Origin of the sequence: Gordonia sp. PDNC005, assembly GCF_016919385.1 — a bacterium.
Lineage (GTDB): Bacteria > Actinomycetota > Actinomycetes > Mycobacteriales > Mycobacteriaceae > Gordonia.
In genome coordinates, this window is sequence record NZ_CP070351.1 from 1,143,415 (window position 1) to 1,156,320 (window position 12,906).

Annotated in this window: 14 protein-coding genes and 1 tRNA gene; 7 read left to right on the forward strand and 8 right to left on the reverse strand. The window is 66.0% G+C overall.

What is annotated here, in order from left to right; translation table 11 throughout:
• Nucleotides 1–33: 33 nt before the first annotated feature.
• From JVX90_RS05395 to JVX90_RS05410, 4 genes are read right to left on the reverse strand one after another with little or no spacing between them, the layout of a single operon-like run.
• Entirely contained in the window at nt 34–570 is a 537-nt protein-coding gene (locus tag JVX90_RS05395) for a M15 family metallopeptidase (protein ID WP_205331391.1), read from the reverse strand.
• Nucleotides 571–599: 29 nt separating this feature from the next.
• Nucleotides 600–1,991 (reverse strand): HAMP domain-containing sensor histidine kinase, encoded by a 1,392-nt coding sequence (locus tag JVX90_RS05400; protein WP_205331392.1) that lies wholly within the window; start codon nt 1,989–1,991, stop codon nt 600–602.
• Nucleotides 1,992–2,001: 10 nt separating this feature from the next.
• The gene (locus JVX90_RS05405) at nt 2,002–2,682 is read right to left on the reverse strand and encodes a response regulator transcription factor (RefSeq protein ID WP_205331393.1); all 681 of its coding nucleotides are present in this window, start codon (nt 2,680–2,682) and stop codon (nt 2,002–2,004) included.
• Between the two features lie 7 nt (nt 2,683–2,689).
• Nucleotides 2,690–3,343, reverse strand: a complete 654-nt coding sequence (locus JVX90_RS05410; protein WP_205331394.1) for a phosphatase PAP2 family protein — start codon at nt 3,341–3,343, stop codon at nt 2,690–2,692.
• A gap of 54 nt (nt 3,344–3,397) precedes the next feature.
• Between JVX90_RS05410 and JVX90_RS05415 the strand changes: the two genes are divergently transcribed.
• Genes JVX90_RS05415 through JVX90_RS05425 form a run of 3 tightly spaced genes read left to right on the forward strand, consistent with a single transcriptional unit; the run spans nt 3,398 to nt 8,321 of the window.
• Entirely contained in the window at nt 3,398–4,093 is a 696-nt protein-coding gene (locus tag JVX90_RS05415) for a DNA alkylation repair protein (RefSeq protein ID WP_205331395.1), read from the forward strand.
• Nucleotides 4,094–4,137: 44 nt separating this feature from the next.
• Complete coding sequence (locus tag JVX90_RS05420; protein ID WP_205331396.1) at nt 4,138–6,627, forward strand: ATP-binding cassette domain-containing protein; 2,490 nt, start codon at nt 4,138–4,140, stop codon at nt 6,625–6,627.
• Entirely contained in the window at nt 6,624–8,321 is a 1,698-nt protein-coding gene (locus tag JVX90_RS05425) for an ABC transporter ATP-binding protein (RefSeq protein ID WP_205331397.1), read from the forward strand. Before JVX90_RS05420 ends, JVX90_RS05425 begins: the two co-directional genes overlap by 4 nt.
• Nucleotides 8,322–8,328: 7 nt before the next feature.
• On the opposite strand, the gene JVX90_RS20540 is transcribed toward JVX90_RS05425, so the two are convergent.
• Complete coding sequence (locus JVX90_RS20540; RefSeq protein ID WP_240194069.1) at nt 8,329–8,805, reverse strand: hypothetical protein; 477 nt, start codon at nt 8,803–8,805, stop codon at nt 8,329–8,331.
• Between the two features lie 127 nt (nt 8,806–8,932).
• Here JVX90_RS20540 and JVX90_RS05435 point away from each other — a divergent pair, with 127 nt between their 5' ends.
• A complete protein-coding gene (locus tag JVX90_RS05435; RefSeq protein WP_205331398.1) occupies nt 8,933–9,901 on the forward strand; it encodes a hotdog domain-containing protein in 969 nt (322 codons plus the stop codon).
• A 1-nt stretch (nt 9,902) separates the two neighbouring features.
• Here JVX90_RS05435 and JVX90_RS05440 read toward each other — a convergent pair whose 3' ends face one another.
• Nucleotides 9,903–10,514, reverse strand: a complete 612-nt coding sequence (locus JVX90_RS05440; RefSeq protein WP_205331399.1) for a LysE family translocator — start codon at nt 10,512–10,514, stop codon at nt 9,903–9,905.
• Between the two features lie 58 nt (nt 10,515–10,572).
• On the reverse strand, nt 10,573–11,139 hold the full coding sequence (locus JVX90_RS05445; RefSeq protein ID WP_205331400.1) for a hypothetical protein: 567 nt from the start codon (nt 11,137–11,139) through the stop codon (nt 10,573–10,575).
• Nucleotides 11,140–11,479: 340 nt separating this feature from the next.
• On the opposite strand from JVX90_RS05445, the gene JVX90_RS05450 reads away from it, so the two are divergent.
• From JVX90_RS05450 to JVX90_RS05460, 3 genes are read left to right on the forward strand one after another with little or no spacing between them, the layout of a single operon-like run.
• Nucleotides 11,480–11,887 carry a hypothetical protein gene (locus tag JVX90_RS05450; RefSeq protein ID WP_205331401.1) on the forward strand — a complete coding sequence of 136 codons (408 nt, stop codon included), beginning with the start codon at nt 11,480–11,482 and terminating at the stop codon, nt 11,885–11,887.
• A gap of 6 nt (nt 11,888–11,893) precedes the next feature.
• Nucleotides 11,894–12,088: a hypothetical protein gene (locus JVX90_RS05455; RefSeq protein ID WP_205331402.1), complete on the forward strand. Its 195-nt coding sequence runs from the start codon at nt 11,894–11,896 to the stop codon at nt 12,086–12,088.
• A gap of 57 nt (nt 12,089–12,145) precedes the next feature.
• On the forward strand, nt 12,146–12,766 hold the full coding sequence (locus JVX90_RS05460) for a GyrI-like domain-containing protein (protein WP_205331403.1): 621 nt from the start codon (nt 12,146–12,148) through the stop codon (nt 12,764–12,766).
• Between the two features lie 8 nt (nt 12,767–12,774).
• Here the strand turns inward: JVX90_RS05460 and JVX90_RS05465 are convergent.
• Nucleotides 12,775–12,859: transfer RNA gene (locus JVX90_RS05465), tRNA-Leu, on the reverse strand.
• Nucleotides 12,860–12,906: the final 47 nt, after the last annotated feature.

Consider the following 12,906-nt stretch of genomic DNA (forward strand, 5'->3'; position numbering starts at 1 on the left):
TCTACGGTACCTGGCCGCTCATAGCGACCGGGGTCACAGCGCACTCGCATCGGGCAGCAGGTCCGGGCAGTCGCCACCGGGCACGAGCTCGTAGTGCCACAGCTCATTGGCGAAGATCTGGCACAACCCGTAGTCGGATCCGTTACGGGACATCCAGTCCATCGCATCGGTGGGGCCGACGTCGACCGCTTCGCCGGTCACATGCTTCGACTTGTCGGGGGACGCGACGAACCGGGACGCTGCGTCCTCGGAGCCGTAGGTCCCGACTGCATCCGCGAACAACGATTGCTGGAAGTCCCTCGATCGCCAACCCGACGTGATGCGGATGTCGACGTTCTGTGCTCGCGCATCTGCGACGGCACGACGCAATGCGTCCAGGAGATCCGGGTCGAGTCGGGTGATCGCGGCAGAAGTCGAGTCGACGGTGACGCCCTCGTCGGGCAGCGACCCGTTGTCGGAGGTGTCGACGAAGGAACGGGTGATGTCGTCCATGCGGCAGGCAGTCGAGGCGAGCACGAGCGACACGGAGACGGCGGCGACGGAGAGGAGGCGAACGATTCTGGTGGTCATGTCTCCAGAATCGGCGGGGGATGTCCCGGTCAGGTCCCGCCGGTGGAGCGACTGTGCTGCGGTCGTGTCGCCGGGGGGCGGCCCTGGGGGTCGGCGAACTCTGCGACGAACACCGTCGCCGGTGCACCTTCGACGTCCGTGCGCAGGTATCGGACGTCGCCGCCGAGCAGTTGCGCGTTCTCCCTAGCGATCGCAAGGCCGAGGCCCGCGCCTCCCGTACGCGTTCGGGCGTCCGACGCCTTGTAGAGGCGCTCGAAGATCCTCGACACGTGTTCGCCGGCGACACCTGGCCCGCGGTCGATGACGGCGACGGTCAGCACACCCGAGCGGTACGAGATGTGGACCGAAACAGGGGAGGCTCCGTGCCGAACGGCGTTGCCGACGAGATTCGTGACGACAGCGACCAGACGCCTCGGGTCGGTCGAGACCGAAATCGCCGAGCCTCGGATCTCGACGTCCGACCAACCGCGGCGATGCAGCGCGTCGGTCAGGACGGACACGACGTCGACCGTCTCGACCGATACGTCTGCCAAACCCGCATCGCGGCGCGTCATCTCGAGAAGGTCTTCGACGAGGGCCGCCATCGCCGTGACCTCACGGGAGACGAGACTCGCCGCTCGACCGGCGAAGCCGGGGTCGTCCGCCAATTCCTCCTGCAGCACTTCCGCCGCAGGCACCATCGCGGCGAGTGGCGATCGCAGTTCGTGCGACACGTCTGCGACAAAACGCTGTGCGCGCTGTTCCTCTTCTTTCAACACGGTGAGCGCGGCGTCCTGTTCGTCGAGCATGTCGTTCAACGACGCCGTGACGCCCTGCAGTTCGCGCGCGTCTGTCGGCGGCATGCGCACGCCCTCGTCACCTGCGGCGATCCTCTTCGCCGCTCGTTCGACCTTCTTGAGCGGACGCACGACGGACCGGACGACGAACGCGCCGAGCGCAACGCCGAGGATCACGCTGCCCGCGACGGACGCTGCGAGAATCGTCATGAGGTGGTTGAGACGTTCAGACACGTCGAGCAGCGGCCTGACGACGAAATAGCTCCGCGCGGGGAAGTCGCCGCCGGGCTGATACCCGATCGCGATCCGCTCGGACGACAGGCGTTCGAACCGAAACAGGGTGGGATTGCGATCGACGTTGGTGCGGAGGTCGGCGGGCACGAGGTCGGCCGTGGCCCGTGGATCGGAGATCACCTCGCCGCCGACGGTGACGACGACGTCTGACGGGACGTCCATCGGGTCGTCCCGGAGCGTTGTCATCTCGTCGGTGAACGTCGCAAGGGCGGTCTCTTGCGCGTCCTGGTACGCCCACGATCGGGCGGACAGCGCGGTGGCGCCGCCTGCGCCGAGCGCCGTCACGAGCACAACCAGCACGGTCCCCAGGAGGACTCGGGCCCTCAGGCTGGGGAGTAGTCGCGTGATCACGGCGTCGCGCTCATGGAGCGAACCGATAGCCGAAACCGCGGACCGTCTCGATGTGGTGGTCGCCGATCTTGGTCCGGAGACGTTGGATGGCGTTGTCGACAAGGCGTGAATCGCCGAGATACGACTGGTCCCATACGAGTTCGAGGAGCTGATCCCGGCTCAGGACCTGACCGACGTGGTCGGCGAACGTCAGCATCAGACGGGTCTCGGTGGGGCTCAGCGGCAACGGTTCCCCGTCCCGTCGCACCTGGGCGGCTCCGCGGTCGACGATCAGGTCGCCGAGGGACACGGTGTCGGCGGTCGCCGTCGACGGAGCTGGACTGGTGGGGGCGCTCGCGACACGTCGGACGTTCGCCTTGATCCTGGCGTCGAGAACTCGGGGGCTCACGGGTTTGACGACGTAGTCGTCCGCGCCGGCTTCCAGTCCCGCGACCATGTCGATGTCGTCCGACCTGGCAGTCAGCATGACGATGGGGATGTCGCTGATCGCCCGAATCGAGCGGCAGACGCTGAAGCCGTCAGCACCGGGCAGTCCGATGTCGAGAATCACGACGTCCGCTGCGTCGAGGAGCTCAGGCAGTCGATGGCCTGGGGCGGCGGATTCGGCCTGCACAGTGTGATCGAGGCGTTCCAGACTCATCTGGAGCGCCTCGACGATGTGCGGATCGTCCTCGATCAATAGAAGTCGCATGCTTGGACTAGCTTCGCACAGTGTGCAGTCTGGTCCCGGGGTTCGTCTGATGCACGGCGACGCGGCGACCGCGAACGGGAACCAGGCACTCGGCGGCCGCCGCTGCGGCGATCGCGATGAGCCAGCCGCCGATGACATCCGACGGGCGGTGCCACTGCAGCGCGACGACGGCGGCCGACACGGCCACTGACCCGACGGTGGCACCGACTGCGGCGACGGTCCGAAATCGATTCGGAAGGACAACAACGAGAGCGATCCCCGCGGCGACGAACGCTGCGACGGTGTTCGACGGGAACGAGTTGTTGGCTGTCCCGACACCGAACGACGGCCGGTCGAGGCCGTGCTTCACGAACACTGCGGTCAGGACGGCGCCGAGAATGACTGCTGCAGCGTGCGCTGCGAGTCGTGTCGAACGGCGCCAGGCGCAGGCCGCACCGATCACGACACCGATGACGACGAGAAGAATCAATTGATGGGTACCGAGCCAACCGGTGGTCGGCACCTCGTTGCCCCACCGCGCCGCCCATGCCTTCATGGCGGCGTCGTCGGCAGCCTGTCCGGGGTAGGAGGTGACGAACATCGCGAACGAGGCGACTGCGAGGCCGAGGGCTGTGACGGCGCAGGCGAACGCGCCTATCCGGTGAGCAGAACTGGTCATCATGGCATCCACCTTGCAGATCGGATGTCGCGGATCGGGGGCTCGGTCGACGCAGAAATGTCGCAACTGTGTCGCAGCTATTCTCGAGGGGTGACCGATGTCGACACGATCCTCGCCGAACTCGCCGAACTTGCTGATGAGAGGACGTCGGCGATCAACCGTCGACACGGCGACGACCACGCGGTGAAGCTGTCGTCCTTGCGTGCGATCGCAAAACGATGCAAGACGCAACAACCCCTGGCCGTCGACCTGTGGAACACGGGCGACAGCGCCGCGCGCCTCGTCTCGCTCCTGATCTGTCGGCCGAAAGACTTCGCCGCGGCCGAGCTGGACATGATGCTGCGCGAGGCAGGCACTCCAAAAGTGACCGACTGGCTCATCGGCAACGTCGTCGCGAAGAGCCCGCATCGGGAGGTGTTGAGAGTCGCCTGGCTCGACGACGCCGATCCTGTTGTCGCCGCCGCTGGCTGGTCGTTGACCGCAGACCGGGTGGCGAAGGATTCCGAGGGACTCGATCTCACCGGGCTCCTGGATGCGATCGAATCAGAGATGAAGGGCGCGCCGGACCGACTCCAATGGTCCATGAACACCTGTCTGGCTCAGATCGGCATCGGCCACGCGGAGCTACGGGGCCGGGCGGTATCGATCGGCGAGAGCCTGGGGGTGCTCGCGGACTACCCGACGTCGCCGGGGTGCACGTCGCCCTACGCACCGACGTGGATCGCGGAAATGGTGCGCCGTGCCGATGCGTGACTGTCTCATCTAAGATTAGGCAAACCTAATCTTCAGGAGGGTTCATGGGAACCGGCTTCCAGGGCGCGATGCTGCGCGCACTCGGCGCGAAGAACCATCCGGCGACGGTCACCGGCGTCCGGTGGATCACCGAACACGTCGTCCGCATCGACTTCCGCTGCACCGAGATCATGTACCCGGCGGGGGAGAAGCCCGCTGCCTGGGTTCGCGCCTGGTTTCCCGACGCAGACAACCCGTCGAAGTTCCACCAGCGTGGATACACCTTCGTCGACCCGGAGCCGACTGCCGGCACATTTGCTCTCTGCTTCCTCGTCCACGAACCGGCGGGTCCGGCCTCGACGTGGGCCCGCGCCGCATCGGTCGGCGACGAACTGCTGATGACCAGGCTCAGCGGCGACGGCTACGACGTGCCGGAGGACCCGCTCGGCTACCTATTGCTGGGCGATGTCGCATCATGGCCCGCGTTTGCCTCCCTGGTCCAAAAGATTCCCGCCGACGTGCCGATCCGCGTTGTTCTGGAGTACCAGAACGACGACGATCTCGATCTCCCCATGCCCGCTCACGACGGCCTGACGGTCGACTGGGTTCCGACCGGCCCAGACCGCCGTGCGTTGGTCGATGCCATCGGGGACGGCGACTACCGCGGGTGGGCCACCTGGGTGACGGCCGAGAGCACCGCGGTGCGGCTGGCGAAATCTGCGCTGGCCCGCGACCACGGCCACAACAAGGCTACGATGCACGCGCAGGCATATTGGGCGGCCGGTCGTGCGATGGGCAGACAAGCGGACGTGGAAGTCGATGCGCCGGAAACCCCGGAGCAGCCCACTGCGAAGACGGCGTCGGTGCTTGCCCCCGCAGTGCCCGCAATGGTGATCGCCGGACTCTTCGCGCTGGTGCTCGCCGTGCTCGAAGTGGTCCCGCTCGTTCTCTTCGCCGAACTGGCTCGACGGCTGGTATCCGGGGCCGACCGAGCCGAACTGGTCAGCGTCGGCGTCACCGCATTGATCGTGCTGGTCGCGGGCGGTGTGGGGAGCGCCGTCTTGATCGCTGTCATGCACTTCTATGACCAGGTGTACGCGGCCGCGCTGAGACGACGGGTGCTCGCCAAACTGTCGCGACTGCCGCTCGGATGGTTCGCCGAGCGGCGCCATTCCGACATCCGCAAGACGGTGCAGGACGACGTCTCCGGGCTGCACTACCTGATCACCCATGCCGTGCCCGACCTCATCTTCGCCGTGGTGACACCCCTGGTGATTCTCGGCTACCTGTTCGCCGTGGACTGGCGCCTTGCGCTGGTCCTGCTGACCCCGGTGATCGTGTACGTCGTGTTGATGGGGCGCCTGGCCACGGCCGACAAACCGCGCCTCACTAAGCGCATGCAGTGGTACGCGACGCTGCCCGGCGACGCCGAGCGGTTCATCGGTGGGCAGCAGACCTCACGTGTGTTCGGCGATCGGGCGACCGTCGACCTGCCCGGAGAGGTGCGCCGCCTCACGGACTTCGTCAAGGACTGGCAGAACGCCACCGTAGCCACCAAGTCGGTTCTGTTGCAGCTCAATCGCCCTATGACGTCGATGGTTCTCGTCTGCTTCGTCGGTACGGCGTTGATCACGGCGGGTTGGATGGAGGCCGTTGCAGTCCTTCCGTTCCTGATCCTCGGGACATCGCTCGGCGACCGACTGCTCGGCGCGTCGTTCGCCGCCAACGGACTGCGGGAGGGCATGGAGGCCAAGGCCGGCCTCGACCTCCTCCTGACCACCGGGGACCTTCCTCTCGCCGACAATGAGGTGGCGTTGACTTCCGGACCTGCGACCGTCGCGCTGCGCGGGGTCACGTTCGGGTACACGCCCGGACGGCCGGTGCTCGACGGCGTCGATCTACGCCTGGCACCCGGGACGACGACCGCACTCATCGGCCCGTCCGGAGCCGGAAAGTCGACGATCGCTGCGCTGGTGGCCCGACTCTGGGACCCGACATCGGGGAGTGTCCTGATCGATGGCGTCGACTATCGCGACGTGCCCGAAGAACAGTTCCGAAGCCGGGTCGCCGTGGTGTTGCAGGACGTGCAGCTGGTCCGCGGAACCATCGCGGACAACATCGCGCTCGGGCTGCCGGACGTTGAGCGTTCGGCGATCGTCGAGGCCGCGCGCGCCGCATACATCGACGAAGTGATCTCGGCGCTGCCAGACGGGTACGACACCGTCGTGGATCGCGAGAGTCTGTCCGGCGGGCAGCGACAACGCATCGCGATCGCCCGCGCAATCCTCGGGGATCCACGGTTGGTGGTGCTCGACGAGGCCACCGCCGCCGCCGATCCGGATTCGGAATGGGAGGTGCGGCAGGGCCTGTCACAGCTCCTCGCCGGTCGGACGGTACTCGTCGTCGCACATCGCCTGCACACGGTCGCCGATTCGGATCGCATCGTGGTGCTCGACGGTGGGCGAATCGTCGAACAAGGACCACCGGCCGAGCTCCTCGAGGCGGGCGGGCGATATGCGGCGATGACCGCGCAAGCACGGGAGGCGCTCCGATGATCTTGAATGATGTCGCCGCGGTGACCGGTGGGGCACGTCGTGCCGACCGCGCTGCGTTCTACGGACTGACGATCGTCTCGACAATTCTGCAAGCGGTCGCCACCATCGGCCTGGTACCGGTGCTCTCGGCGCTCTTCAGCGACCAACCGGCCGACGCGTGGCCGTGGGTGGCGATGATGGTCATGGCGTTGATCGTCGGATGGGCGACCGACATGGCCGCCACCAAGGCCGGGGTCCGGGTCGGGTTCGGCGTCATCGACGCAGCGGAACGGGCGGGTGTGCAGGCGATCCGGACGCTCGATCCAGCCGCCTTGCACGGTGAGCGTGCGTCGATGCTTCGTGATCTCGTCGCGAAGTCGGGACCAGACGCCGTGTCGGCCATCGTGCTGTTGTTCTCCCCGTTGATCCGCGCGGCCCTTCTCGTTCCGTTCCTGTCAGCCGGCCTGTTCCTGGTGTCGTGGCAGCTCGGTCTCGTCGGACTCGTCGCGGGCGCCGCACTGTTCAGCGCGTTCTTCCTCAGCCGCCGCGTGGTGGCGAAGGCCGAGGACGGTTTCGCGGCGGCCGGTCGCGAGCTCGACGACCGGATGCTGGAGTTCGCGTGGGCGCAGCCGACCCTGCGGGCAGCCGGGGTCGGTCCGCGCCTGGTCGACGGCGTGATCTCCCGGTCCCGAAGTCGCGGCTTCCGGCTGCTCGCCTGGCAGATACCCGGAGACGTCCTGTTCAGTGTGGTCGGACAGATCGTGCTCATCGCGCTCGGCGTGACGGCGGGCGCCCTGTACCTGTCCGACGACCTCTCCGGATCGACGGCAGCCGCGCTGATCGTCGTCGCCCTGCGGATGGTCGAGAGCACAGGGTCGTTGTCGTTGTTGGCGACGCCGTACGCGGGAATCCAACGGACACTCGCCGACCTGCGCCGACTCGTCGAGTCGGAGGATCAGGTCCAGACACCGGCTGACGGAGCGGACGGCCCGGTCGACGTCGTCCTGGACGCGGTCGACTACAGCTATCCGGACGGAACTCGTGCGCTGGACGGTGTTGATCTGACGATCGGTCGGGGCGAGATCACGGTGATCGTCGGACACTCGGGGTCGGGCAAGTCGACACTGCTCGACGTGGTGGCCGGCTTGCGGGAACCGTCAGGCGGGCAGGTGTCGGTCGGTGGTTCGGTGTCGGATGCTGACACGCGACTCGCGGGCTCGGCCGTCGTCTTCCAGACCACCCTCCTTCGGCCCGGAACCGTCCGCGAGAACGTCGTGACCGGAGACGCCGCCGCCGACTTGGTGGAGATCGCGGATCTTGCTCAGCTCGACCCCGTGCTGGCGGGCCTGCCCGACGGTTGGGAGTCGAAGATCGGTGAGGGCGGGAACACTCTCTCCGGAGGCGAACGCCAGCGGGTCGGTCTTGCGCGGGCACTCGCCAAACCGGCCGGTGTGCTGTTGGTGGATGAAGCGACGTCGTCGTTGGACGTGGTGACGGAACGGGCGGTCGTGGAGTCATTGGAGCGCATTCGGGGAACGCGCACGATCGTGGTCGTCACGCACCGTCCTGCGTTGGTGGCGATCGCGGATTCGGTCGTAGTGCTCGATGGCGGGCGGGTGGCCGAGTCCGGCCCCGTCGAAGTTCTCCTCGCAGGGGGCGGTGTGTTCGCCGATCTCTGGGAGCGTTGGCGTTCGTCTGAGGGATGGCAGGTGTGACACGCGTCTAAGGGCGTGTCACCCACGTTGTTCCGCCGCACATGATGAACAGGCCGTTCTCGTCCTTCGCAACCGAGTCGACGGCGCTGTCGCATGGTTCGCCGACGCTGTGGATCTCGCCGGATTCGTCCGCGTGCTGGAGCCAGTGCGGCTCGTCCGTCCCGGAGTAACCACACACCAGGCTGCGTCCCGACGCATCGGTCCCGAAGCTCCGGACTTCGGAGGGATAGCACTCACCACCTTCAGTGACGAGTGAACCGCTCGGCGTCTCGGCAGTCGGCTCCACGTACGTCGGCGTCTCGGCGACCGGGGCCGTCGTCGTCGCGGTGCTCGAAGTCGTGGTGATCGTGGTTGTTGTGGTCGCAGGAGGTGCGGACGGCGACTCCGAGCCGTCGAGAACAACGATGGTGACGGCGACTCCCACGACCACTGCCAGAACGGCAGCGGCACCAGCCAGGACCGCGGTGAGCGACTTCGGCGACATCCGACGAAGGTACCCGTGACGGGCGTGTTACCGCGACATGGCCGACTGCTCGCATCGTCACCCCAGTTCACTGTGCGTTTCCGACACTTCTCACCATGGTGCGAGGCGACGATGAGGAGGCCGAAGGATGACGAGGAACGATCGTGAGATGACGCTGCGCTTCATGGCGGCGCCGACAGACGTGGCGACGATCGGCGGCGGTGTTCGGGGCGGGCGGATCCTGGAGTGGGTCGACAAGGCGGCGTACGCGTGTGCGGCGGCGTGGTCGGGCGGGTACAGCGTGACCGCGTACGTCGGGAACATCAGCTTCGGCCGGGACATCGAGTCCGGCGACATCGTCGAAGTGACGGCGACACTCGTCCACACCGGACGGACGAGTATGCACATCGAGTGTTCGGTGGCCTCCGCAGATCCCCGTGTCGGCACTTTCACCGAGGCGAGTCGATGCCTCTTGGTGTTCGTGTCCGTCGACGAGGACGGAGCCCCCACACCCGTTCGGCAGTGGGAACCCGTCTGGGCCGTCGATGTCGCACGGTCCGATGCGGCGTGTGCCCGTACCGAGGTCCGGAACAGGATCACGGCGGCTATGAGCGACGCGGACTACTCCGGCACATCCGCGGCGCTCAACGTCTCGACGCGCTTCTTGGCGGCTCCAACGGATGTCAACTGGGGCGGCAAGGCCCACGGTGGGCGAGTGATGGGGTGGATCGACGACGCGGCCTACCTGTGCGCGGTGCGCTGGTGGTCAGGGGAGGCGGTGACCGTTTACATGGGCGGCGTGCGCTTCTACCGGCCCATTCACATCGGCCAAGTAGTCGAGGTTCAGGCGCGTCTGATCCACACCGGTCGTCAAACGATGCACGTCGCCGTCCACGTCTACGCGCATTGGCCAAGGGAAGGACGCGAGACGAGGCGACTCGCCGCGCACAGCCTCACTGTCCTCGCCGCATTGGACGTGAACGGCGATGCGACCGAGGTGAAGCCGTGGATCCCGCAACTTCCGAAAGACATCGCACTCGACCTCCACGCGCGTGACCTGATCAGGATTCGCGGCAGACGCCGACCCGCTCGCGAACACCGGATGGTCGAGATCTGACCTACTCGGTCGCGAGCCGTACGCCGAAGCCGATGAGGGCGACACCGGCGACGGCGTCGATGCGTCGGCGATTACGCGGCGTCTGCATCCAGTTCCCGATGCGGCCCGCGGCGAGGACAATCACCGCGAAATACACACAGGTCAATGCGACGTAGAGCATGCCGAGGCCGAACGTGGTCCAGGCCGCCGAGTAGCCGTCCGGCACAAAACCGGGCAGGAGCGTGATGAACAGAATGCCGATCTTGGGGTTCAGAATGTCCGTGAGGAATCCGGCGAGGAACCCTCCTGCGCTGCCGCCGGTCGGCGCGGGTACCGGTTCGGCGGGCCGCGCACGCATCGACCGCAGGGTCTGGACGCCCATCCAGACCAGGTAGACGCCTCCGACGATCTTCAGGATTTCGAAACCGATCTCACTCGCCTGGAGCAGTGCTGACAGCCCGAGGACCGCCGCGATCACCCAGACGAGCAGACCGCAGACGACGCCGAGTGACGTCCGTACACCACCCGCCCGTCCGTCGCGCGTCAGACCGCGAATCACAACAAGGGAGTCGGGTCCGGGGAGGATCACGAGAAGGACCGCCGCCACGGTGAAGGATGCAAGAGAGGCGAGCATGGTGTCATCGTAGATGGTCGACGACTCGCGACGCCGCGTGCGAGTCGACCATCCGGCTTCATCGACGAAGCGTGTTGTTGATCGCCATGGCGTCGTCCCGCGCGACGTTCAATGCTTCGATGACCTGGTCGAGCAACGCGATCGGCACGCTGAACTCGCGCGGATGTCGGCCGTCGGTGAGCGAAATCGTCGCGTCCTGAGCAGTCACGTGTCCGTCATCGCCTTGCATCGTCTTCACGCGAGTCTCAATCCGGACTCCTCGATGGAACGTGACGCGATTGCGCCACCACGTCTCGCGGCCGGTCTCGTGGCGGTAGGAACGTTCGGGGTCATCGGAGCGTTTGTGGTCCACGGACACGGTTGGCGATGCGGCCGCGTCGGTCGACACGTCTGAGAGCGTTCCTCGCCGCTGAGCTTGCCGTATCGCCAACGTCCAGCGGTCAGCACTCGTGTCGAACGACACGTCCTCTGCGAGGAGCAGCAACAACGATCGCATGAGGGTGTGGGCGTCGATCTGCGTCTCGACCCGGTAGGCGACCACATCGCCGACGCTGGGGTCGTCGTCGCGTTCATGGAAGACGACGTTCCATTCGTCCGCTTCGCCGGTACTGACACCGTGCAGCACGAAGCGAGGTATCACGGCGTGACCGGGTCGGTTCTGGTGGTACTGCACGGCCGTCGCGAAGGTTGGAAAAAGGTGACGGCCGATACCGACTGATGAAGTAGAACTCATACGTCTCGCCGCCTTGCCCGAGGTACTCGCCCCGGCTGATCCGTCACGACGACAGCGGACCGCTGTTTATTGGTGACGATGCAGTGTCCAGCCTACGCGCGTTCGGCGGACGCTGTTCTGGTCGCGATCAGCGTACGGTTGGAGTAGGCCGCACGAACAGTTCGCGGGATTCCGCCGGCGTCGTCGCGACTGCGGAACCGGCTGCCTGTCGTGGCCGAGTTTGGTCGAAGCTGTGGACGATACCGACTTCCTCGAGACGGTCGAGGCACAAGGCCGGCTGTATCCGGACGTACGCGACTACATGCGTGCACGGCCAGGACATGGCGGGCGACGCAGATCGGTGGTCGCCGGTATTCAGGAGCAGGACTCGGTCGAGACATCTGGTGACCTCCTAGCTCAATGGGACGTCGTCTTCTATCCGAGCGTGATCGTGCACGGACAGGGGGATGTCGTCGCTCATCGGGTCCTGCGCCGCTCACGGTATTCGCGGACGGTGATCGTTCAACGTGATGAGCACCCGGTGATTGTCGTCGCCCAGGACGTGACTCGTGCTGAGGCGGATGCGGCCTGGCGATCGGTCACCGAGGGAGCACGTGCTGCGACTCTCGAATCGCTGCTCGTCGAGTGCGGAGGCAGGTGACTCGTCATGACCCGACGGAATGACCTGCCGCCGATCACTCGACGGCTGAATGCGGATCTCGACGCCGCGTTTCGTTCAGAATCGATCAACCCGGAACTGAAGGCGGCTTTGACGGAACTTCGCCTCGGAGTGATATCGGCCGTCGGAGCACTCGAAGTGGATCTGATCACGAGCCGCCCTCGTCACGTCGGTCGCGGTTGATCTCCTCGGGCGGAGCTCGCGTCCAGGCCGTGGACATTTCCCGAGCCCGGGTGGCAGATGACTGACAAGATCGATTTCAAGAAGGTGCTCGACAGTTACCGGGCCGCGCGCGGCCGCTTCGATATCGTCGACGTCCCCGACATGCAGTACTTGATGGTCGACGGACACGGCGATCCGAACACGGCTGTCGAGTACACAGACGCGCTCGCGGCTCTTTATCCCGTCGCGTTCAAGCTCAAGTTCGCAAGTAGACGAGAACTCGGCCGCGACTACGTCGTCCCACCGCTCGAAGGGCTGTGGTGGGCGGCGGACATGGATGCGTTCACCACGTCGCGTGACAAAGCGAAGTGGGACTGGACGATGATGATCATGGTTCCAGACTGGATCGATCACAGCATCTTCGTCGACGCTGTTGCGCAGGTCGGGGCGAAGGATCCGCCCGTCCGACTGCCAGACGTCCGACTCCGGCCATTGACCGAGGGGCGATGCCTGCAGACACTGCACATCGGACCATACGACGATGAAGCTCAGGTTCTCGACCGACTCCACAACGAGTTCATCCCGCAGAACGGTCTTCACCTGAACGGCCTGCATCACGAGATCTATCTCAGCGATGCCCGGAGAGTGGCACCGGAGAAGCTGCGGACGATCCTCCGCCAACCGATCGCCCCGGCCTGACCCGATCCTGGTGCGCGAGGGGGGACTTGAACCCCCACACCCGAAGGCACTGGAACCTAAATCCAGCGCGTCTGCCAATTCCGCCACTCGCGCGCGACGCCGAATCAGGTCGGCGTGCGAAGAACACTGTACCGGTACGC

Excerpts from the sequence above, each read along its gene's own strand:
- JVX90_RS05435 (WP_205331398.1), top strand. The coding sequence starts at position 8,933 with ATGACGAGGAACGATCGTGAGATGACGCTGCGCTTCATGGCGGCGCCG.
- JVX90_RS05425 (WP_205331397.1), top strand. The coding sequence starts at position 6,624 with ATGATCTTGAATGATGTCGCCGCGGTGACCGGTGGGGCACGTCGTGCC.
- JVX90_RS05455 (WP_205331402.1), top strand. The coding sequence starts at position 11,894 with ATGACCCGACGGAATGACCTGCCGCCGATCACTCGACGGCTGAATGCG.
- JVX90_RS05395 (WP_205331391.1), bottom strand. The coding sequence starts at position 570 with ATGACCACCAGAATCGTTCGCCTCCTCTCCGTCGCCGCCGTCTCCGTG.
- JVX90_RS05415 (WP_205331395.1), top strand. The coding sequence starts at position 3,398 with ATGTCGCAACTGTGTCGCAGCTATTCTCGAGGGGTGACCGATGTCGAC.
- JVX90_RS05410 (WP_205331394.1), bottom strand. The coding sequence starts at position 3,343 with ATGATGACCAGTTCTGCTCACCGGATAGGCGCGTTCGCCTGCGCCGTC.
- JVX90_RS05460 (WP_205331403.1), top strand. The coding sequence starts at position 12,146 with ATGACTGACAAGATCGATTTCAAGAAGGTGCTCGACAGTTACCGGGCC.
- JVX90_RS05405 (WP_205331393.1), bottom strand. The coding sequence starts at position 2,682 with ATGCGACTTCTATTGATCGAGGACGATCCGCACATCGTCGAGGCGCTC.
- JVX90_RS20540 (WP_240194069.1), bottom strand. The coding sequence starts at position 8,805 with ATGTCGCCGAAGTCGCTCACCGCGGTCCTGGCTGGTGCCGCTGCCGTT.
- JVX90_RS05440 (WP_205331399.1), bottom strand. The coding sequence starts at position 10,514 with ATGCTCGCCTCTCTTGCATCCTTCACCGTGGCGGCGGTCCTTCTCGTG.
- JVX90_RS05420 (WP_205331396.1), top strand. The coding sequence starts at position 4,138 with ATGGGAACCGGCTTCCAGGGCGCGATGCTGCGCGCACTCGGCGCGAAG.